The sequence below is a fragment of the Opitutaceae bacterium genome (assembly GCA_041395105.1).
Taxonomy (GTDB): Bacteria; Verrucomicrobiota; Verrucomicrobiia; order Opitutales; family Opitutaceae; genus B12-G4.
This window is the reverse complement of record JAWLBB010000003.1, coordinates 255816-276599: the sequence shown is the minus strand read 5'-3', so window position 1 is coordinate 276599 and position 20784 is coordinate 255816. Positions and strand designations below refer to the sequence as shown.

Sequence of the window (20784 nt, the reverse complement as noted above, 5' to 3'; positions counted from 1 at the left end):
TCAGTGGGTCCCGTCGATGGAACGGGAGGCATTGAGGTTGCTCAACTGGTCGCGCAGGCGGGCCGCGGTTTCGTAATCCTCGCGCGCCACCGCATCGGCCATGGCACTTTCAAGTTGCTCGGTCCGGGTCAGAGGTCGTTTCGCTTCGATTTCCAGAGCAAGGGCGGCCAGCGCTTCAAGGGAGCGTTTCTTTTCGAGTTCGAATTCTTCGGCATCAACCGGATCGAGACTCCGGATGCGTTTTTCGGCCGTGACCACGGTGAGGAGAGCCCGGTCGAAGTCGTCGTTGTCCAGGTGGAGGTGAGCCGTTGCGGTGGCGTTGATCCGGATGATGTAGGGCCACCAGCGTTCCAGGTGCATCCGGTCTTCCTGCCGGTCGGCGTAGCGGTTGACGAAGCGGAATACCTCCATGTTGCGTTCGGTGTCCCGGACCACCCGCGGATAGTCCTCGACCTGGAGTAGAAAGACGTAGCGCTGATAGATCCGGTAGCTCTCATTGAAGAGTTCGGCGCAATCGGCCTCGGAGAGCGTGAAGGCATCATCATTGCCACTCTGGGAAAGGTGGTGGGCGAGACGGTCCTTGAAATGATCGAGCACAAAATCGCGCCGATGAGGCCTCCGGCCATCGGGGCGCCCGTCCAGGTTCATCTGCAGAATGCCTTGAAACGCTCCCTGGTCCACCCTGACCTGGATCTTCTCGACCCCGTTGGCGTCGGTGATCTTGCGGACGTTCTCCGTGTCTGAAGCGGGCCAGTCTTTGAGCAGATCGCCGATATCGTACTTCATTGGATTGGGTGGAAGAAAAGGGAGGGGGAAATCCTGGCGGCGACGGGATGGCCGACGCCTGATGAACCTTTTGCCATCATGCGCTCAAAGGCGCGGGGTGTCAAACGGACAGGTCGGCTGTCGAATCAATTCTTCCTCATGAAAGCTGTTCGTGCGGGGCTTGATCCGTTAGGGTGACGGGATGGCAATCGATGAACCCAACCTTTTTCTGACGAGAGGAAGCGCCGTGGCAGCGGTTCGGAGCCGGGTCCGGGCAGCGGATGGTCATTTCGCACCAGCGGTGCGGAAGCTGGAGGCGGAGGCCGCCGACGTGATCACGGCAGGCCCATGGTCGGTGATCGACAAGAAGGGAGCGGCTCCCAGCGGGGATCCGCACGATTTCGTCGGCTTGTCGGCCTATTGGTGGCCGAATCCGGACCGGGCGGACGGTTTGCCCTATGTGCCCAGGGACGGCGTCGTCAATCCCGAGCAGGAGTTGTATGATGGCCCGGCGATCCGGACCATGGCCGATGCATTCGGGAAGTTGGCCGCTCACGCCTATTTCTGCGGATCGGTTCAGTCGGGTGAGCGGGCCGCAGTTGTGCTGGAACGCTGGTTCATCGACCCGGAGACACGGATGAATCCTCATCTGGAGTATGGAGGCTATACCCCGGGAATATGGAATGGAACCGGGTGGGGTATCGTCGGGACCCATGTCCTGGTCGGTCTCCTTGAGGCGGTCGCCCTTTTGGTCGCGGCCGGTCATCTTTCTCCGACGAGTCATGACGGGTTTCTCAGGTGGATCGAGGCTTACCTCGAATGGCTGCTCCACAGTGATCACGGCAGGTTTGAAGCGGACCGTCCGAACAACCACGGAACCGCCTATGACTGCCAGGTCATGATGATGGCTTATCACCTGGGTCGGGAAGGGGTGGCCCGGCAGGTCGCCGAGCAAGTCGCCTATCGACGAATCGGCATCCAGCTCGAACACAACGGTCAACAACCCTGGGAGGTGGCGCGAACCAAGTCATGGGGCTACAGCAGCGGCAATCTCCTCCTGCTCATGCATCTGGCCGACATGGGCGTGAGGCTTGGGGTGGACCTGTGGGGCTACGAGACAGGCGACGGACGCAGTCTGCGGCGGTCGTTCGACTATATGCTTCCGGCGGCATTGGGGCGGCAGGAATGGCCCTGGCAGGTGATCGGTGGCTGGTCCGGCGCCGGTGAGATCTGGTTGGAGATTCTGCGCCGCGCCGCCGGCGGGTTCGGGGACCGGGGACTGGACCAGATGGCGACTGAACTGGACGGACTCAGCACAGACCAAGTGGCCGCCAATCGGATCCAATTGACGTGTCCGGCTCCCGGGATGTCTTGAGTGACGCCCCCGCCCGGACCGCGGTTCAGTAAAGGATGCAGGCGATGACAAAAACCCCGCTGCAGACTCCGGAGAGGCTCAGAAGGCAGAGGAGGCAGAGAAATCCGGAAAACCAGCGGGCCGTCATCAGCGAAGCGAAACGGACGAGTGTCAGGCTCAGGACGACGGGACCGACCACTTTGAAGAGGTAAAGGGAGGGCCAGCCGTAATTCTCCAGCATCGAGCCCAGGATGGGATTGGCCTCGAAAGACAGGCCGAGCGTGACGTTGATGTGGGTCAACAAAACGTCTGCCAGATTCAGGGCCAAGAGCAGGGCGAGCAGCTGGAGATTGACCGGAATGGTCGCCGGCCTCGGGCCGATCACTGCCGCTCTGAGTGGAATTGCCATCCTGATATGAGCGTAAATGCTCATCCTGATTTGTCAGGTGCAATCGAACCCGATCCTTCAGTAATGGATTCCCTGAGCCCTTTACGCGTGCAGTCGTTTCCGATGGCGTCAGCCATCAGCGTAGAGCGGCGAAATCTCCAGCGAGGAGGGCACGTTTGGCGTCCATGTAGTCGCGGAACTGGTCCCAGGAAACATCCGGAGGCACGGTGTGGTCAATCGACGGAATATAACCGCCTTCCTCAATCAGGGGGATCAGTTCGGCCAGGTGACGACGGACGGCGGCGGGGCCCTTCGGCAGGACTCGTTTGTCCACGCCGCCCGAGAGCCGGAGATCACGCCCGAAAGTGGAGCGCCACTTGACCGGACTGACTTCGGACGCACGCTCGATCGGCCAGATCAAATTGATTCCGGCTTCGAGGAGGCTGGGGATGAGAAGGGTGGGGTCTCCGTCGGAGTCGACCCCGACATAGCGGATTCCATGGCCCTTGAGAAACACGACCAGGCGTTTGAGGTGGGGCAGAATAAAGGTCCGGTAGATGTCCGGACCAAGGAGCGGACCACCCTTCATGGCGAAGTCTTCGTTGAGTGTGAAAAAGTCGACCTTGACCCGATCGAGGACCGGACGACTCGTCTCGATGATGAAGTCGGCAAAAAACTCCATCATCTCATGCATCATGGCCGGTTCGTCATACCAGGCATAGGAAAGATTTTCGGTGCCCATCCATTCACGGGCCCGCCAATAGAAGCCGTTGGCGGCGCAGTTCTTTCCCAGGGTCAACGGGTAATCCCGGATCTTCCACTGCGCTTCCAATGCCGCCAGATTGGCAGGGTAACGTTCGGGAATCGCAGCGACCAGGCGCCGCTTGATCGCCTGGAAGTCGGTCGGTCCCTTGATCGGGAAATCCATGAACTCGTCCATGCTCATGGACGCCCCGCCGACCATTCCGACAGTGAGGGTGCGCCGCACAATGCCATTGCGGTCGCGGATGACCCGGGTCTCGGCATCCTCTTCCAGAATCTCCTCCTTGAAGGCGGGAATGAAACCATAGTCGACATCAACATAATCCCGCCGGTCGAGGCAAAGGCCGGGTTCCTGGTAGAACCAGTCCCAGCAGAAGTCCGCCACTGCTTCCGGTGCTTCAGCCTGCCAGCGGCGGCGGGTCTGTTCCCAGACACCGAGTTCATGATTCGGCCTGCGGTCCGCACTCTGGTACTCCATGCAGGCAAGGTAACGCTCCAATTCATTCATGAGAGGACGAGTCATGGTCCGGACGCCGCGGTCAGAGCGGAAAGGTCGGGAACAAAGTGGTCCTTCTTCCGGTCATCGAAGTCAACTTCGGGTTGCGACGATTGGTAGACGGGCGGGCGGCATTCGCGCGCCGAGAACGTTCGATTTCCGGCCGAATGCAGAAAACCATTGCGGGGGAAACCCGATCCGGGCCATTTTCGGCTTGGTGGGTTCGCCGAAGGCACTTGCACCGCCCCCGGCAAAAGATATCTGGAAGCGGTTAACCTGGCTTCCCGAAACACAATGATGACATCTCTCTTCAGACTCTTCCTGCTCTTTTCGGTCACGCTTTTTGTGACCGGGGTTGACGAACATGCCGGAAAGGCCGAGGCCGCCGGGAGAATCCGAATCAAGCTGACCACCCTTGCGCCGAAGGGGTCGAGTTTCCACAAGGCGCTGATGGAAATGGGCCAATCCTGGAAGGAGGCTTCCGATGGGCGGATCGATCTGATCGTCTACGCCGGCGGCATCCAGGGAGGCGAGTCGGCCATGGTCGAGCGGATGACGATCAATCAGACTCAGGCCGCCCTCCTCACGGGCGTGGGCCTGGCGGACATCGAGCGGGATGTGACCGGCCTCCAGACCATGCCGATGGTCTTTCGCTCGGTTGACGAATTCGACTATGTCTCCAAGCGCATTTACCCGCGCCTGGAGAAAAGCCTCAGGGAAAAGGGTTATGTGACCCTGTTCTGGGCTGATGCCGGGTTTCTCCGCTTCTTCTCGCGAAAGCCGGTCGTGACACTCGACGACCTCCGTTCGCTCAAGCTTTTCACGGTGGCCGGTGATGCCAAGCAGGAGGCCCTCATGGTCTCGACCGGACTCAATCCGGTCCCGCTCGACCTGACTGACATCCTCATCAGTCTGCAGACCGGCCTGATCGATGCCGTTCCGCTTCCGCCGCTTTACGCCCTTGCCATCCAGACCTACGGGCCCGCGCCGCATATGACGAACCTGCTCTGGGCTCCGATCATGGGGGCTGCCGTCATCAAGGAGGAGACCTGGAATTCAATCCCGGCCGAGATCCGGCCGAAGCTTCTCGAAGCGGCCCGCCGGGCCGGTGATTTCGTCCTGGAAAGCGGACGGCGCGAAAATGAAGAAGCGATCGACGCACTGGTCGATCAATGGGGGGTCCAGGTTCATGACGTCCCGCCTGCCGCGATGGCCGAATGGGAACAAGCGGTTTCTGCGGCCTATCCGGAAATCCGGGGTGGTCTTGTTCCGCCCGCCATTTTCGATGAGGTCATGAAGCTGATTGATGAGTACCGAGCCTCCAACTGAGGATGCTGCGGGCATCCGGGATTTCCGGTCGGAGCCGGCCCGGTGGTTGCCATTCCGCATCTGGCAGCATCTGGAAAGTACTGTCCTGATCACGGCGCTGGCCGTGATGATGCTCCTGCCTGTGGCGGAGGTCATCATCCGGGCAGGTTTTGATCAAAGTGTGGCGGGCGGCACGGTTGTCGTCCAGCATCTCGTCCTCGTCGTGGGAATGGTCGGGGGGGCCATTGCCGCGCGGAAGGGGCGATTGCTTTCGCTTTCAACCCTGACCACTTTTTTGAAAGGCCGTTGGAAGTCGGCAGCCCATACAACGTCGCACGGAATCGCAGCCGGCATCACGGTATTCCTCACCGTCGGCAGTATTCAGTTTGCCCTGAGCAGTCGCCAACTGGGCAAGACGATCATTTTTGATATTCCCACCTGGATGGTGCAGTTGATCATCCCGTTGGCCTTTGCCCTGATCGCGGTCCGTCTCTGGTGGCAATCGGGCCGGAGCTGGAAGGAGCGGCTGATGGCCGGGGGATTGATCGGGATGATCGTGGTTCTTGGCGTCTTCCCGCCGCTCGAGCCGGAATCCCTCGCCATGGTCGGACTCGCCATTGTCCTGCTCGGAGTGATTCTCGGAGCCCCCATTTTCGCCGGATTGGGAGGCGCGGCCCTTGTCCTTTTCTGGAGCGACTACAGCCCGATTTCCTCGCTTGCCCTCGATCACTACCGGCTGGTGGTCAATCCTTCCCTGCCGGCCATTCCACTCTTTACCCTCGCCGGCTATTTTCTCGCCGAAGGCGGTGCGTCCAGACGATTGATCCGGGTTTTCAAATCGGTGGTCGGGGGAATCCGTGGCGGACCCGCCATCGCGGCAGTCTGTGTCTGTGGCTTCTTCACCACCTTCACGGGAGCTTCCGGGGTGACGATTCTGGCACTCGGGGGGCTTCTTCTCCCCGTCCTGACTGCCGCCAGAATCAGGGAGAACGACGCAATCGGCCTGCTGACGGCTTCGAGCTCGCTCGGCATTCTCTTTCCGCCATGTCTGCCCCTGATCCTCTACGCCGTTATAGCGACGAATGCGGGGTCCCATGTCGAATTGGGCTCACTCTTTCTTGCGGGAATTCTTCCCGGAATGCTCCTGGTCGGCCTGACGGCGGGTTGGGGTGTATTCCGCGCTCCGCGCAGAGCCGAGGTTCAGGCCCGCTTCGACGCGAAGGAGGCCGGAGCCGCGCTCTGGGACGCCAAATGGGAGATGCTTCTTCCGGTGGTGGCATTGGCCGCCCTCTTCGGGGGATTCGCCACTCCGGTGGAGGCGGCCGCGCTCACGGCCTTTTACGCCTTTGCCGTGGAAACCTTCCTCTATCGCGACCTCAAGCTGTTCCGCGACCTGCCCAGGGTGATGGGGGAGTGCGGATTGCTTGTCGGCGGCGTCCTGCTGATCCTCGGGGTGGCGATGGGGTTCACCAACTTCCTCGTCGATGCACAGATCCCGGATTTGGCTGTGGACTGGGCGACGGCGACAATCAAGTCGCCCTGGGTTTTTCTTCTCGCCCTCAACGCGTTCCTGATCGTGGTCGGCTGCCTGATGGACATCTACTCGGCCATCATTGTGGTTGTTCCGCTGATCGTTCCGGTGGCCTTGGCCTTCGGGATCGATCCGGTGCATCTCGGGATCATTTTCCTGGCCAACCTGGAGCTGGGTTTTCTCACACCACCGGTCGGGATGAACCTGTTCCTTTCTTCCTATCGGTTCAACCAGAGTGTCCCCACGGTCATTCGATCGGTTCTGCCCGTGCTCCTGCTTCTGGCCATTGGAGTACTCCTGATCACCTATCTTCCCTGGCTCAGCCTCTTCCTGCCGGGACTTTTCACGCGGTGATCCGCGAAACACAACGTGATCCATTCAATCTTCCGAAACCGTGCAATTGCAACGGAAACGCGTTGTGTCGACGGACTGTCTTTGCCTTTTATCGCGGCTGTGATCGCTGCGCGGTGGTTCGGTCCCATCGCTGATCGTCGGGAGATTTGTGATGGAAACGAGAGTTGACCAGGCAGAGCGGGAATCGCGTTCGGAATCTCTCCTTCGCCGAAACCTTCGCCTCTGCCTGGGCGAGGGTTTGATCGCGATGCCGATCCTCTTCCTCACGTTGCCGGGGAATTTCATCGTTGCGATGATCCTGACCCAGACGTTCCATCTGGGTGAATCCGTTTTCGGATTGATCGTCTCATTACCGGCCTGGTGCAACGTCGCGCAGATGGTGGTCGTGCCGACTCTCGGTCGGTTCCTCTCGCAGAAAATAATCACCCTGATCTTTTCGTGGCTGCACCTGGCCATCTGGGTGGCATTGGGCGGCATGCTCTCTTTCATACCGACAGACGATCCCGATACGGCGGGCAAAATATTCTTCATCGTCTTCGCCCTCTCCAGCTTCTTCCAGGCAATGGTCGGGGTCGCCTGGACCTCCTGGGTCCAGGAGTGGATTCCCGCCCGGATGCGGGGCAAGTTTTTCGGGCAGAGAAACCGTGCCCTGCAGCTGGCGACGATTGTCTTTCTGCTGGTGGGAGGCTGGGTACTGACCTGGCTGCAGGAGTCCGACCCCGTCCTCGGGTTCCAGATTGTCGTGGGTGGCTCGATTCTCCTCCGCTCCGTCTCGATCATCTGGCAGCAGAGGATCCTCGCGACTTCCGGATTTGTGGCTGCGGAAAAAGGGCACAAGTTCCTCGCCCAGGTCGGCATGGTGTGGCGGGCGCCGTCGATGATGATGTTCATCGCCTTCGGGTCGGCCTTCGGTTTCGCCGCGAATTTCCTGGGCCCGTTCTTCAATGTCTTTCTCTACGAGGTCCTCAACGTTTCGGTGGCCAAAGTCAGTTTTCTCGTCGTTCTGGCCAGCCTTTCAGGCGCCGTTTCATTGCCGGCCTGGGGCCAGCTGCTCGACCGCTTCGGCAACCGTCCGGTCATCATCTTCGTCCTCTTTCCGTGGATGATCATCGGCTCACTCTGGTCTGCGGTGGACAAGGATTCGATCTGGCTGCTTTATGTGATCCACGTATCCGGTGGACTTTTCGGGGCGGGGTTTGTCCTGGGCTCCTTCAACCTCCTGCTCAAGCTGGTCCCGCCTGAGGCCAAGACCACGGCCATCTCGATGAATGTGGCGCTGTCCTCGATGGCCGCGGCGATCGCTCCCATTCTGGGAGGCTCGCTCCTGGCCTATGCCTGGGCTCATGGGTTCGACAAACTGAAGACCTATCACGTGGCGGCGATCATCCATCACGGCCTGCTTCTTTCGACCGCCTTGATTCTCAGCCGGATCGTCGAACCGAAGTCGTCGCCGCTCAGCCAGGTGATCGGCGCGATGCGTTCCTACCGCCAGGTCGGTGCTCTTCTCGGGCTCGGCTTCCTTGTCAATTTCACCTTCACCAAGAAGGAAAAGGAAGATCCGGGCCAATCGATCCTCGCCCCGCCGCGGCGTGAAGATCGGGATGAAGAATAGGGTGCCCTGCCTGGGCCGGCCCCGCCCCTTGTTCAGGGATTGGTCGCACCCGGATGTCCCTCGATGACCGACAGTTGATTCTGCCAATGGGCGGCCTCGGCGGTGTCGCCCGTGGCCTCGAAAAAGCGGATGGTTCGGTTGAGAACATCCGTGATGAACCAGCGTGAAGCAGGCGGGATGTCATCCGCGATGGCCACCAGGCCGTTCGCCGCGCTCAGGATCAAGGGCTTTGCCTCTTCCGTCTTTCCCAGCCCGGCCAGGGCGCCTCCGAGGATACTCCGGGCGTTGCAGGTCAGCCAATGATCCGGTCGGGTCGCCTCGCGAATGTCGAGGGAGCGGCGTCCGAAGGCTTCAGCCTCGGCGTACTTACCCTCTCCCAGGAGCACCCAGGCGAACATTCCCAGGTACTTGGCGGCTTCCCAGCTTTCCTTCCCATATTGAAACTCGATCACCCGGAGTATTTCTTCAACGGCAGCAGAGACTTCGGCGAACGTGCCTTCGCGCTCGGTCAGGAACGCAGTCCGGCTTTGCGTGACCGCCGCATCCATCTCCCCGAGGCTGGAGCGGACCTTGAGGTACTGCTTGTAAGTGGAGAGAGCCTCGGCGTATCGATCCTGGCCAACCTGGACGAGGGCGATGAAGATCAGGGATGTGGATACCGACGGATGGGTCGGACCGAATAAGCGGATCTTCATGGCGAGAGCTTCGTAAAGGGTGGCTTCCGCTTCCGACAATTCACCCTTCTGTTCCAGGACCACTCCCAGCCGATTCAGGCTCTGAGCCACATCGGGATGCTCCGGGCCGATCGATTCGACCTGAATGCGGAGCGCCTCGCGAATCCGGGCCTCGGCTTCATCAAACTGGCCGCGATGGGCGAGGATGACTCCGAGATTGGAAATGGACGCCGCCATTTCCGCCGGATCGGTCATCGCCGACTCGCCGAGGATGGACAAGGCCTCGCGGATCCTTGCCTCAGCTTCGGTCATTTTCTTCTCCCGAATCAGGACGGCTCCCAGGTCATTCAGGGTTCTCGCCGTGGCGGCATCACGATCGCGGAGCACGTCGGTCCGGAGGGCGAGTTCGCGACGGAACATCGCCTCGGCACTTCCATATTCGCCGAGATTGAAATAGGCGGCTCCCAGCGTCTTGCGCAGATCCGCCTCGATCTCGGGCTGGCCCGACATGGTCTCAAGATGGATGACCCGCAGATCAAGCAATTCCCGCAGGAGCTTGGTATCGCGGCCGAGTGCCACCAGGTAGTCGAGGTCCTGGAACATTTTCTGCACCAGGTCGATGACCTGGGCCCGACGCCACGATTCCGCCTCGACTCTCCTGTAGGCCACGCGCTCTCGGTGAAAGGCCCAGAGTGAGACGGTAAGCCCCGCGATCAGGGCGAGGGCGAGCAGGCTCCCCGCGGCGAATCCGAACCGGTGGCGCTGGATCAGCTTCTTCAGAAGATAGGTGGTGCTCGGCGGGCGCGCGGCGACCGGGTCTCCGGACAGGAAACGCCGCAGATCCATGGCCAATCCGTTGGCGGTGGGGTACCGCCGGGTCTGGTCCTTCTCAAGGCAGCGCATCACGATCCAGTCGAGGTCGGTTCGAAGCGAAACCACCAGCTGCCGGGGATCGGTCGAACGACACCGGGCGATGGCCACAGATTCCTCCTCATTGAGGAGACGGGCCCGGACCGAGGGGCGGGGGACATCCGAGCCGCGAACGGATTCGCGGACCTCTTCGAGGGTCGCCGACCGCTCGAAGGGCAGCCGTCCCGTGAGCAGTTCATAGAGAACCACGCCGAGACTGTAGATGTCGCTGCGTGTATCCACTTCAACCCCACTCATCTCAATCTGTTCCGGACTGGTGTAGATGGGGGTTCCGACGAAGGAGCGGTAATCGGTGAAGTAGGAATGGCCTGTGTGGGTCTGGTGAGTGGCCTTGGCGATTCCGAAATCGATGATTTTGGGACGGGGAATTCCCTCCTGCAGGGTCACCAGGATATTGGACGGTTTGAGATCGCGATGAATCATCCCTTTCTGGTGGGCATGCCGGATGGCATCGCAGACCTGGATGAAAAGCTCCAATCGCTCCCTGATACTCAGTTGGTGCTCGTCGCAGTAGCGGGTGATCGGATCGCCCCGGACCAGTTCCATCACGAAGAAGGGTCTTCCGCTGGCCGTCGCTCCGCCATCGAGAACGCGTGCGATTCCCGGGTGGTCCATCATGGCCAGGGTCTTCCGCTCGATCTCGAAACGGGCGATGACCGCCCGGGTGTCCATGCCAAGCTTGATCACCTTCAGGGCCACGTGCCGCCGGAACGGTTTGATCTGTTCGGCGAGGTAAACCGTACCCCAGCCGCCTTCGCCGATCTTCTGGATCAGGCGGTAATTGCCGATCTCGTCACCGATTGTTTCGTCGATCTCCGAATTCCCGGTCGATGTCTTGTCCCCGTCGCGGCCGGGCGTCAGCACGGGTCGTTCGAGGAGGGTGTCTTCATCCGCATCCGCTTGAAGAAGCGCGTCAAGGCGGGCCCGCAATTCACTGTCGCCCAGGCAGACCCGATCCAGAAAGCCGGAGCGTTCCTCGACCGGGAGTTCGGATGCGACCGCGAAGAGCGCTTCCTCGAATTCATGTGGGTTCATCTGGAGTCGGGAAGGATCAACCCGAGTTCCCGTTTGGGCCGGGCTCGTTCGTCTGCAGGTTCTCCAGGAGCCAGGCCCGGGCAAAACGCCACCAGCGTTTGGCCGTGGGTTCGGAAATCTCGAGGGCGGCCGCAGCCTCGACCAATGTCATTCCGACAAAATAGCGCAATTTGACCAATTCCGCCTTTCCTGGATCGACCCGGGCCAGACTCGCGAGAGCTTCGTCCACGGCGAGGAGTTCGTCGCTGGCCACGGGGCCGGCCAGTTCATACTCATGTTCGTCGGCCCGAACCAATCCGCCTCCGTGCCGGATGGCGCGCCTGCGCCGGGCCCGGTCGACAAGAATCCGGCGCATGGCTTCGGCCGCCGCTCCGAAGAAGTGGCGGCGGTTCTGCCAATTGGGTTGATGGTCGCCTCCCAGGCGGATCCAGGCATCGTGGACCAGTGCGGTGGCCTGCAGGGTCTGATCCGAGGATTCCCTCGCCATCTTCGAGGAAGCAAGCCGGCGGAGCTCGTCATAAACCATGGTGATCAGGCGATTGGGGGCGGCCGGGTCGCCGCTCTCGATTTCCCTGAGGATCTGGGTTATGTCGCCACTCACCAGACTCGACACTAGCAGCACCACGGCACGCCGAGAAGCAGAATTGTCGGGTTACCCGTGTGTAATCTTATAGCTGATCCGATCGGGACGCGAAGGAGAGGGTGACATCCGTCCGGGTGCGACCGGTGCGTGGCGGGGCGGTCGAACGATTCCCGTCAGATTCGGCTCGGTCGGAAACCCGGAGGGCTTCACCATCCTTCTGGTCAGGCGCCCCAGGAAACCGCCGCTCCATGAAGGAAAGGTCACCCATCCCCCAAGCCCCGATTGATCCCGCAATGGATCTGCGCATGATGCTGCGCAACCATATCGTCGGGCGATCCCTCGAGTGCATGGCGGAGGCGGGCCGTCGCCGGGAGGCCGCCATCGATTCGGGCGAGGTCGGGGCCTACGGACGGACCGTGCGCAGCCTTCTGGGAAGATCCCACCGTGATCTTCCCGTCGGATCCGCTGTCCCGCCCCCCGATTCCAGGACCGTTTCAGTGCACCGGAAGAAGGGTTATCGGATCGAGAATGTGCTCTTCGACTCCTTTCCAGGATGGCAGGTCAATGCGTCTGTCTACGTGCCCGAAGACTTCGAGCCGCCCTTTCCGGGCATCGTCGTTCCGGTCGGCCATTCCGGGAAACAATTCGCAAGCTACCAACTGCCCTGCCAATTCTTTGCCCGCTCGGGCTTCCTCACCATCACTTTCGATCCGCCCGGGCAGGCTGGGGAAAAACAGGCGGGCAACGATCATTTCCGCGACGGCGTCCGGCCCTACCTGACCGGCGATTCCTCGAGCCGTTATTTCGTAGCCGACGCCCTTCGCTGTATCGACTATCTGTACACTCGATCGGATGCGGATCTGCGTCCGGGCGTCGCCATGACGGGGGTATCCGGCGGCGGAACCACCACCATGATGGCCGGCTTGCTCGACGATCGGGTCAGCGTCCTGGGTCCCTCCTGCTGCCTGAGTCCGCTGGCCGACCTGGCGATCCGCCAGTGTTATGCGGGGTGCCCGGAAGGCCGGATGTGGCGTCGCTACGCCGACGGGCTGGACTATGTGGACATTCTCTGTGCGGCCGCGCCCAAGCCGGTCCTGATCATGGCGGGAAGGGCGGACGAGGTTTTCCGCCTGGAGGATACGGTGGAACTGGTCGGGATGGTCCGCCGGTTCTACCAATCGGCCGGGGCGGCGGATTTGGTGGAGTTTTTCATCGATGAGAGCGGTCACGCCTACACCCTGGACCAGGCTGCCCGCTTCGTGGATTTCCTCGATCGCCGATTCCTTGACCGGCCGCCGCCGCGCCCGAAGCTGCCGATGGAGGGATTCGCCCTGAATCCGGTCGCGGAGCTGCAGTGCCATCCACGTCAGGATGTGAACATGCGGACCCTGACGCGCGACCGGGCGGTTGAGTTGCGGAGAAGCCGTGAAATCCATAGTCTGGATACAGGAGAAGCGGCAACGCGGCTGGCCGGATGGACGGACGGTTTCCGCGAGGCGGTTCGCGCCAGGGTGGGGGAGCCTTTTCAGGCCTGGGTCCATCAGATCCGTCAGGTCAGCCTGCAGACCGAGCCCGACATCATGGTCCCGGGAACCCTGATCACACCAATGACCCAAAGGGTGTCGCCGTTCCTCCTGCACTTCGATGACGGCGGCCGGGACCGGCTCCTTGAAGGGGGCGGGATACTGGGACGGGCGATCCGGTTTCTTGACCGGGACGGCCCGACCTGCGGGTGCCTGGCCGTCGACCTCCGGGGGTGGGGCGATTCCGAGCCGGCCATGCTTCCTTATGAGATACCCGGTTGGGCGTCGCGCGAACGGTTCTTTGCCTACTCCTCGTTTGCCCTGGGTGATTCCACCATGGGCATGCGGATCCGGGATGGCCTGGCGGCGCTGGATTTCCTGCGAAACCGGCCGGAAAGTGCCGGAGCACCCATCATCGCAACCGGGTGTGGGCTGGGCGGACTCATCGCCGCGCACGTGGCCGCCATTGACGCTCATCTCGCCGGGGTGGTCATCTGGAATTGTCTGCGCGCCTTCGAGGATCTGCTGGAGGCTGAGGATTGCGCCTGGTCGCCCGAGGTATTCATTCCGGGCGTGCTGGAACATTACGAGGTGGCGGACCTGCTGACTGCGGCCGGTTGCCCGGTCCGGTGGATCAATCCCCTGGACGCGATGAAGAACACCTTCGGCGGGGAGGAACTCGAAGCGATGGAGCAACACATGGGCACAGCGGTCCGGATCGAAAACGGAGAGGATACCGCCATTCTCGCCGCCCTGGCCGGGCTTCTGGATAAGGCCGACGGGTAGAAGAATCCGGCCCCCGACGGTTGGCCCTCCCTGAGTCCCAGGAACCAATGCGCTTTTCATGTCATCTCTCTCCAGGGAGTGGGGACGTTTCGACCGGGCTTCCAATCAAATAGGTGACGTCCGGCGACGGCTCGGCTTGTTCGCAATCGAAGGACTGATCCGTTCGACCGCCTTGACCCTTTTGGTCCTTCCGGCACTCTATCCGTGGTTCGCCATGCGAACCCTGTCGGACTCATGAGTCATTCCGGGCACCATCACTCCCACGCGACGGACGAAGTCAGCGATGCCGGCCTTCTCGGGGCCGTCATCGTGAACGCCGGTCTGTCCTTCTTCGAGTTCGTCGCTGGATTCTTCTCGGGGAGTGTCGCCCTGATGGCTGACGCCCTCCACAATACAAATGATGCGGCTGCCTTGCTCATCGCCTACATTGCCCGGAAAATCTCCCGGAAAGAGGCCGACGGGCAGTACACCTTCGGCTACCGGCGGGCCGAGCTGATTGGAGCGATGATCCAGCTGACCGCCTTGATCCTGGTGGGGTGCTTTCTGGTCTTTGAGGCAGTCAAACGATTCTTCGCGCCGGAACCGCTGCTGGGCGGGTGGATGATGGCGGCGGCCGGCATCGCGCTGATCGTTGATCTGGTCACGGCTTGGTTTCTCTGGTCGATGGCAAAAGGAAGCCTCAATGTACGGGCGGCCTTTCTCCACAACCTGAGCGATGCCGGAGCATCCGTCGCGGTCATTCTCGGCGGAGCGGCGGTCTTCTGGCTGGCGTGGAATTGGGTGGATTCGGCCCTGACATTGCTGCTGGCGGGATACATTCTCGTGATGTCCGTGGGCATGCTGAAGCGCACGGCGTCGATTCTGATGGAAGGGACGCCGGAGGGGATCGATGTTGCCGAGGTCCGTTCGGCGGTCGAATCGATCGCTGGCGTATCGGGAATCCATCACGTCCACATTTGGGACCTGGATGAGCACGTCCGGGCGCTGGAGGCTCATGTCGTGGTGGATGAGGGCAGCGGGATCGAGGCGGCGGAGACCCTCAAGTACCGGATCAAGGCCATGCTGGAGGAAGATTTCTCCATTGGCCACAGCACGATCGAACTTGAAACTGTTGCGAGCGCCTGCCTGACCAAGCATCTGTGATCGATCGCGTGGACCGGAAGGGCGCAGGGCAGGGAGCATCCCGATTTCAGCCCAATCCTATATTAGACATAATGTATATTGTGCGAAATACAGGGAAGGGCGGAGACGACCCGTCGAGGCCCGGAACCCGCACCGTCACCGGGTGGGACCCCAACGCCGGGTAAACGGATAGTAAATGAACAATGGGCGGCCCACCACGTCACCTTCCGGCACGAATCCCCAGATCCGGCCGTCCAGACTGTTGTAGGAGTTGTCGCCCATGGCGAAGAAACTTTTCTCCGGAACGGTCAGGGTCTGGCCCGGTTCAAGAAGACCGCGGGCTTCATAACCCCGGTAACGCGACTCCTGTCTGGCGTTGAGTTCGAACGCCCGGGAGCCGGAGATCGGTTCGCCATTGTGCAGGAGGACCGGCGACCGGACCTCCAGAGTGTCACCGGGGACGCCCACCAGGCGCTTGATGTAGTACTTGTCGTCCGGCACTCCGTCGCGGGCCAGTCCAGCAATGTTGCGGGTGCGGAAGACAAATCCGTCACCGACTTTGGGTTTGATGAAATGGTAGCTGAGGCGATCGACGAAGAGCTGGTCACCTGTCAGGATATCGAATGACAGGAGCCGCTCGCCCTTCTTGATTTCCCGCCCGATCGGGACCGAGATGACCCGGACCGAACCCTTTCCGTCCCTGTTCTTGAGAAAAGCCTCCCGGGCGTTGCGCCTGCTCAGCTGGGCCTGCAGGTGTTCGGTCAGCCCCTCGGCATTGCCGAACCAGGCTTCGGAAAGGATCGGTTCCAATTGGAAATCCCACGGTACCCGCACGGTGGCGATTTCTTCGCCCACAAAGATGGAATATTCCTTGAGAACGGTCGGGAGAATCAACCAGCGTCGGCCGGTGACGGTCCGGAAATAAATCTGCAGGCCGTTGGAATTCCCGACAATGGGCAGGCGGATCTCGCCTTCCACGGGTGCGTCCACCCTTCGGGGACTGGCCCCCAGTGCCCCGAAACGCAGGGCCTTCATCAGCACATTGGGTTCGTCGTCCACCGTCTGGAACACCTCCCCGGTCATTCCGTAAAAGGACGGCCACATCGAATTGGTGGGGATCTTGAACGGCTGCAGAATGAAGGCCCGAATGCCGAGAAAGAGAATGGCCGCGACGAGGAAGAACTCGACGTACTCGACGGTGGTCGATTTCGGGTAGAAGGTGCCTCCGGATTGGCGCAGGCAGTGCTCAAGGCTTTCAATCGACAGCTTCAGCTCGCTGGCATTGGCCCGGCCCTTGAGTTTCTTGCGCAGGCGGAACCGCTCCTGGTTGAGGGCGGCCACCTCGGTTTCATTCAGGATATCGCGCCGGAAATGGAAGACCTTGTCGGCCAGATGGAGCCAGTTGCGTGCGTTGCGGCGCATCCGGCCGTTTTCGGAGAAATAGTCGAGCATCAGGGCAATCCGATCAATTGTTCTTCAGTACCTGGATGAAGGCATCCGGAGGGATGGATATCCGGCCGACCTGCTTCATCTTCCGTTTACCCTCTTTCTGTTTTTCGAGCAACTTCCGTTTCCGAGTGATGTCGCCGCCGTAGCACTTGGCGGTGACGTCCTTGCGCATGGCCCGGACGTTGTCCCGGGCGACGATCTGACCGCCGATGGCGGCCTGGACGGCAATCTTGAACATGTGCGGCGGAATGATCTCGGCCAGGCGCTCGCAGATATCACGTCCCTTGGCCGCAGCCTTGTCGCGATGAACGATCGACGCAAAGGCGTCGACCGGATCGCCGTTCACCAGAATGTCCATCCGGGTGAGATTCGAGGGCTGGTATTCGCCCAGCTCATAATCCATCGAGCCGTATCCCCGGGTCATGCTTTTCAACCGGTCGTTGAAATCGACGAGGATTTCGTTCAACGGCAACGTGCAGATGAGCATGAGCCGCTGGGCATCGAGGGTCTCGGTATGATCGACCGTGCCGCGCTTGTCCATGACCAGGCCCAGCATGTCGCCGAGGCATTCGTTGGGCATGTGGATGGTTGCCTTGATTGTCGGCTCGAGGATGCCCGCGATCGAGCTGGGATCGGGCAGGTTGATCGGGTTGTCGACCTCGACCTCCCCTCCCCCATGCAGCTGCACCTTGTAAATAACACTTGGATACGTGGAAATGATGTCGACATCGTACTCCCGCCGGATCCGCTCCTGGATGATCTCCATGTGAAGCAGGCCGAGAAAGCCGCAGCGGAAGCCGAAACCGAGGGCGACGGACGATTCCTGCTGGTAGACGAAGGCGGCGTCATTGAGCCGCAGCCGGGCCAGCCCCGCCTTGAGCTTCTCGTAGTCGTTGGTATCCAAGGGGTAGAGCCCGGTGAAGACCATCGGACGGACCTCCTTGTAACCTGGCAGCATCTCCGTCGCGGGATTGCGGGCGGTGGTGATCGTATCGCCGATCCGGATATCGCCGAGGTTCTTGATGTTGCAGACGAGGTAGCCGACGTCCCCGGCCTCGAGCCGGTCCACCTTCTGCATGGCCGGAGTGAAGACCCCGACCTCCTTGACCTCGGTCCGGGAATTGTCGCTCATCATGACGATCTGTTCTCCGGAACCGATCGAGCCGGAGAAGACCCGGACGTAAATGATGACCCCCCGGAAGGCGTCGTAGACCGAGTCAAAGATGAGAACCCGGGTCGAGGAATGGTCCGACCAGCGGGGCTCGGGCAACCGGCTGACAACGGCCTCGAGGATGTCTTCGATCCCGATCCCGCTCTTTCCACTGGCGAGGATCGCTTCCTCCGAGGGGATCGCGAGGATGTCCTCCAGCTGGCGGGTGCAGAGATCGAGATTCGCGCTGGGCAGGTCGATCTTGTTGATGACCGGGATCACCTTCAGGTTCAGGCCGAAAGCGAGATGGGCGTTGGCCACGGTCTGGGCCTCGACGCCCTGGGCCGCGTCCACCAGGAGAAGGACCCCCTCGCAGGCGGCCAGACTGCGGCTGACCTCGTAGGAAAAATCCACATGCCCGGGCGTATCCATCAGGTTGAGCTGATAGATTTCGCCGTCTTTGGCCGGATAGAGCATCGAGACGGGATGGCTCTTGATGGTGATCCCTCTCTCCCGCTCCAGGTCCATCGAGTCGAGATACTGCTCTTTCATGACCCGCTTGGCCACCGTATTGGTGTACTCAAGCAATCGATCCGAGAGCGTGGTCTTCCCGTGATCGACGTGGGCGATGATGCAGAAATTGCGTTTCTTCGTGATGAGCATGATGACGGCTCTGCCGGAGACCGGACCGGAACCGGGAAAGAACGGTGACCGCGGATTCTTGAGGTCAGGAAGCCAGGTCGGAAAATTCGGAAAATGAGCGGGTGATCCAGGCTCGATTGGTGCGGCGGGCCAGTCCCGACAATACCGCACCGGTGCCCAGTTCCCAGAAAAGGTCAACTCCGCTGCGGGCGGCGGTGTTCATGCAGTCCTCCCAGAGAACCGGCGAAACCACCTGGCGGATGAGAGCCTCGCGGATCGCGTCTACCGATCCGACGGACTCTCCGGTCGTATTGGTCAGGACGGTGAATCGTGGCTCGGAAAACGTGACGGTTGCCAGAAAGGCGCCGAAAGCCTCCCGGGCGGGTTCCATGAGGCGGCTGTGGTAGGCCCCGGCCACCTGGAGCTGGATGATCCGGCGGAAGCCCCGCTCCCGCCCGCCCTCAATCGCGGCCAGAACCTTGTCCTTCTCGCCAGAGATGACGATCTGCCCCGGGCAATTGAGGTTGGCGACCTGCACGTCAAAATCGGCGCAGAGAGCCTCCACCGCCTCCCGGGATTCGCCAATGACACTGGCCATGGTGCCCACGGTCTGGTCGCAGGCCTGTTGCATGAGGCGGCCGCGTTCGGCGACGACCCTGAGGCCGGTCTCGAAATCGAAGACTCCGGCGGCCGTCAAGGCGGTGATTTCGCCCAGGCTCAGGCCGAGTGACATCACGACATCGTCCAGCCGGCCCTGCTTTTCCAGGACGGTGTAGAGGGCCATGCCGTGCACGAAAAGTGCCGGCTGACAGACCTTGGTTTCGACCAGTGAATCTTCGGGACCGTCAAAGCTGATCCCGGCAAGGTCCCATCCGAGAATTGAATTGGCCTGACGATAGAGCTCCTTGGCGGCTGAGTCATTGTCGAACAACGATTTACCCATACCGACCTTTTGGGCCCCCTGACCTGAAAACATGAGTGCAGTTGCCATGAAACCGACCAATGTGGACATCTCGACCGGGAGGGTCGAGATCGAAAAACGGGCGGTTCAGGGCCACCCGCTGATGCCTGGCAACAATCCGAGGGAATCCGTCAGCCGATGATCCGTCGGCCTTCGTTGAGGAAAATGCCCTTCAGGTTCATCTCCAGAGCCTTGGGATTGGGCGACGCCTTCATGGCATCCGAACGGGCGACCCGCCCGGCCTTGACCAGCCGGAGGAGATCCCGGTTGAAGGAATGGGACCCGGAATCACTGGTGACGTCGAGCAGGGAGGGGATTTTCTCAAAGTCGCCTTCAAGGATGAGGTTGCTGACCAGTGAATCGGCCACGAGGATTTCCAGCGCGGGCACCCGTCCCCCACCCTCGAGGGCGGGAAGTAGTCGCTGGACGATGACACCCCGCAGGGAAGCGGCCAGCTGCCGGCGGGCCTGCAGCTGCTGTTCCGGCGGGAAAAACTCGAAGAGCCGGACGATGGCCTGGTGAGCGGTGCCGGCATGGAGGGTCGACATGACCAGATGGCCGGTCTCCGCCGCGGAAAGCGCCGTTTCGAAGGTGATGCGGTCGCGCATTTCACCGATCAGGATGATGTCGGGATTCTGACGCAGAACAGCCTTGAGCGCGATGTCGAAGCTGGGGGTGTCGACGCCGATTTCACGCTGATTGAAAATGCTCTTGTTGTCAGTGAAGCTGAACTCGATCGGATCCTCCATCGTGACCACGTGTTTGTCGGCGTGGTGATTGATCCAATTGAGCATGCAGGCCAGGGTGGAGCTCTTGCCGGCACCGGTCGCGCCGCAGACAAGAATGATGCCGTCGCGGACGTTGCAGAGCTTGGTCAGGGTCTCCGATTCGAGATTGAGCTCTTCGAAAGTCGGGATCCGGCTTTTTACATAACGGAAGACGATGCTGATCGAGCCTCTCTGCTTGAAGCCGTTGACCCGGAAACGCCCGATGTTGCCCAGGGCGTAGGCGAAGTCGATCTGGCCTTCGAGTTCCATCTGCTCACGCAGGAACTCGGGTACATTCTCTTCGACAAACGACGCAAGAACATCCATTTCAAGAGGTTCCATCTCCACTGGTTTGAGCCGGCCATTGAGTCGGAGATAACCGGGCTTATCCGACTTGATCATGATATCGCTGGCCCCGTTCTCGACCCCAAGCCTGAGAAGATCGTCGATTATCTGGTAATTCATCACATTCACCTATCGGAATCCCAAGGAAACTCCTTAGCCGGGAAAGACGGACTGCCCAAAAACAATCCTTGGAACTTGCCGGGGTTCCGGTTTCCATCCTGTCTTTCGCGCCTCTGATGGCCTTACC

Annotated in this window: 15 protein-coding genes; 6 read left to right on the top strand and 9 right to left on the bottom strand. The window is 61.0% G+C overall.

The genetic code is table 11. The features are described 5' to 3' along the window. Complete coding sequence (locus tag R3F07_12715) at positions 1-786, bottom strand: UvrB/UvrC motif-containing protein (protein ID MEZ5277236.1); 786 nt, start codon at positions 784-786, stop codon at positions 1-3. Between the two features lie 181 nt (positions 787-967). Here R3F07_12715 and R3F07_12710 point away from each other — a divergent pair, with 181 nt between their 5' ends. Further along, entirely contained in the window at positions 968-2140 is a 1173-nt protein-coding gene (locus R3F07_12710; protein ID MEZ5277235.1) for an alginate lyase family protein, read from the top strand. 25 nt (positions 2141-2165) lie between these two features. Here the strand turns inward: R3F07_12710 and R3F07_12705 are convergent, their stop codons facing one another. Together R3F07_12705 and R3F07_12700 are read right to left on the bottom strand one after the other, a co-directional pair. Beyond that, the gene (locus R3F07_12705) at positions 2166-2528 is read right to left on the bottom strand and encodes a DUF5658 family protein (GenBank protein ID MEZ5277234.1); all 363 of its coding nucleotides are present in this window, start codon (positions 2526-2528) and stop codon (positions 2166-2168) included. A gap of 115 nt (positions 2529-2643) precedes the next feature. Next, on the bottom strand, positions 2644-3792 hold the full coding sequence (locus R3F07_12700; GenBank protein ID MEZ5277233.1) for a uroporphyrinogen decarboxylase family protein: 1149 nt from the start codon (positions 3790-3792) through the stop codon (positions 2644-2646). Between the two features lie 267 nt (positions 3793-4059). Between R3F07_12700 and dctP the strand changes: the two genes are divergently transcribed. The 3 genes from dctP (at position 4060) to R3F07_12685 (ending at position 8570) form a co-directional block, all read left to right on the top strand. Next, positions 4060-5094 (top strand): TRAP transporter substrate-binding protein DctP, encoded by a 1035-nt coding sequence (gene dctP / locus R3F07_12695; protein ID MEZ5277232.1) that lies wholly within the window; start codon positions 4060-4062, stop codon positions 5092-5094. Beyond that, entirely contained in the window at positions 5072-6958 is a 1887-nt protein-coding gene (locus R3F07_12690) for a TRAP transporter large permease subunit (GenBank protein MEZ5277231.1), read from the top strand. The genes dctP and R3F07_12690 overlap by 23 nt, the downstream gene beginning before the upstream one ends. Positions 6959-7109: 151 nt before the next feature. Next, positions 7110-8570 (top strand): MFS transporter, encoded by a 1461-nt coding sequence (locus tag R3F07_12685; GenBank protein MEZ5277230.1) that lies wholly within the window; start codon positions 7110-7112, stop codon positions 8568-8570. A 32-nt stretch (positions 8571-8602) separates the two neighbouring features. On the opposite strand, the gene R3F07_12680 is transcribed toward R3F07_12685, so the two are convergent. Both R3F07_12680 and R3F07_12675 read right to left on the bottom strand, forming a co-directional pair. Further along, positions 8603-11209 carry a serine/threonine-protein kinase gene (locus tag R3F07_12680; GenBank protein ID MEZ5277229.1) on the bottom strand — a complete coding sequence of 869 codons (2607 nt, stop codon included), beginning with the start codon at positions 11207-11209 and terminating at the stop codon, positions 8603-8605. Positions 11210-11225: 16 nt separating this feature from the next. Beyond that, positions 11226-11810, bottom strand: coding sequence for a sigma-70 family RNA polymerase sigma factor (locus R3F07_12675; GenBank protein ID MEZ5277228.1), 585 nt, complete (start codon positions 11808-11810; stop codon positions 11226-11228). Between the two features lie 230 nt (positions 11811-12040). On the opposite strand from R3F07_12675, the gene R3F07_12670 reads away from it, so the two are divergent. Next, the gene (locus R3F07_12670) at positions 12041-14101 is read left to right on the top strand and encodes a hypothetical protein (protein ID MEZ5277227.1); all 2061 of its coding nucleotides are present in this window, start codon (positions 12041-12043) and stop codon (positions 14099-14101) included. Between the two features lie 234 nt (positions 14102-14335). Further along, on the top strand, positions 14336-15244 hold the full coding sequence (locus R3F07_12665) for a cation diffusion facilitator family transporter (GenBank protein ID MEZ5277226.1): 909 nt from the start codon (positions 14336-14338) through the stop codon (positions 15242-15244). A gap of 135 nt (positions 15245-15379) precedes the next feature. On the opposite strand, the gene lepB is transcribed toward R3F07_12665, so the two are convergent. The 4 genes from lepB to R3F07_12645 form a co-directional block, all read right to left on the bottom strand. Then, positions 15380-16675: a signal peptidase I gene (gene lepB / locus R3F07_12660; GenBank protein MEZ5277225.1), complete on the bottom strand. Its 1296-nt coding sequence runs from the start codon at positions 16673-16675 to the stop codon at positions 15380-15382. Between the two features lie 13 nt (positions 16676-16688). Next, positions 16689-18485 carry a translation elongation factor 4 gene (gene lepA / locus R3F07_12655; protein ID MEZ5277224.1) on the bottom strand — a complete coding sequence of 599 codons (1797 nt, stop codon included), beginning with the start codon at positions 18483-18485 and terminating at the stop codon, positions 16689-16691. Between the two features lie 64 nt (positions 18486-18549). After that, positions 18550-19440 (bottom strand): ACP S-malonyltransferase, encoded by an 891-nt coding sequence (gene fabD / locus R3F07_12650; protein ID MEZ5277223.1) that lies wholly within the window; start codon positions 19438-19440, stop codon positions 18550-18552. Positions 19441-19556: 116 nt separating this feature from the next. Then, entirely contained in the window at positions 19557-20657 is a 1101-nt protein-coding gene (locus R3F07_12645; GenBank protein ID MEZ5277222.1) for a PilT/PilU family type 4a pilus ATPase, read from the bottom strand. Positions 20658-20784: the final 127 nt, after the last annotated feature.

Bases quoted from the DNA above. Each gene is read 5' to 3' on its own strand.
- R3F07_12715 (MEZ5277236.1), bottom strand. From the start codon at position 786: ATGAAGTACGATATCGGCGATCTGCTCAAAGACTGGCCCGCTTCAGAC.
- R3F07_12710 (MEZ5277235.1), top strand. From the start codon at position 968: ATGGCAATCGATGAACCCAACCTTTTTCTGACGAGAGGAAGCGCCGTG.
- R3F07_12705 (MEZ5277234.1), bottom strand. From the start codon at position 2,528: ATGGCAATTCCACTCAGAGCGGCAGTGATCGGCCCGAGGCCGGCGACC.
- R3F07_12700 (MEZ5277233.1), bottom strand. From the start codon at position 3,792: ATGACTCGTCCTCTCATGAATGAATTGGAGCGTTACCTTGCCTGCATG.
- dctP (MEZ5277232.1), top strand. From the start codon at position 4,060: ATGATGACATCTCTCTTCAGACTCTTCCTGCTCTTTTCGGTCACGCTT.
- R3F07_12690 (MEZ5277231.1), top strand. From the start codon at position 5,072: ATGAGTACCGAGCCTCCAACTGAGGATGCTGCGGGCATCCGGGATTTC.
- R3F07_12685 (MEZ5277230.1), top strand. From the start codon at position 7,110: ATGGAAACGAGAGTTGACCAGGCAGAGCGGGAATCGCGTTCGGAATCT.
- R3F07_12680 (MEZ5277229.1), bottom strand. From the start codon at position 11,209: ATGAACCCACATGAATTCGAGGAAGCGCTCTTCGCGGTCGCATCCGAA.
- R3F07_12670 (MEZ5277227.1), top strand. From the start codon at position 12,041: ATGAAGGAAAGGTCACCCATCCCCCAAGCCCCGATTGATCCCGCAATG.
- R3F07_12665 (MEZ5277226.1), top strand. From the start codon at position 14,336: ATGAGTCATTCCGGGCACCATCACTCCCACGCGACGGACGAAGTCAGC.
- lepB (MEZ5277225.1), bottom strand. From the start codon at position 16,675: ATGCTCGACTATTTCTCCGAAAACGGCCGGATGCGCCGCAACGCACGC.
- lepA (MEZ5277224.1), bottom strand. From the start codon at position 18,485: ATGCTCATCACGAAGAAACGCAATTTCTGCATCATCGCCCACGTCGAT.
- fabD (MEZ5277223.1), bottom strand. From the start codon at position 19,440: ATGTTTTCAGGTCAGGGGGCCCAAAAGGTCGGTATGGGTAAATCGTTG.
- R3F07_12645 (MEZ5277222.1), bottom strand. From the start codon at position 20,657: ATGAATTACCAGATAATCGACGATCTTCTCAGGCTTGGGGTCGAGAAC.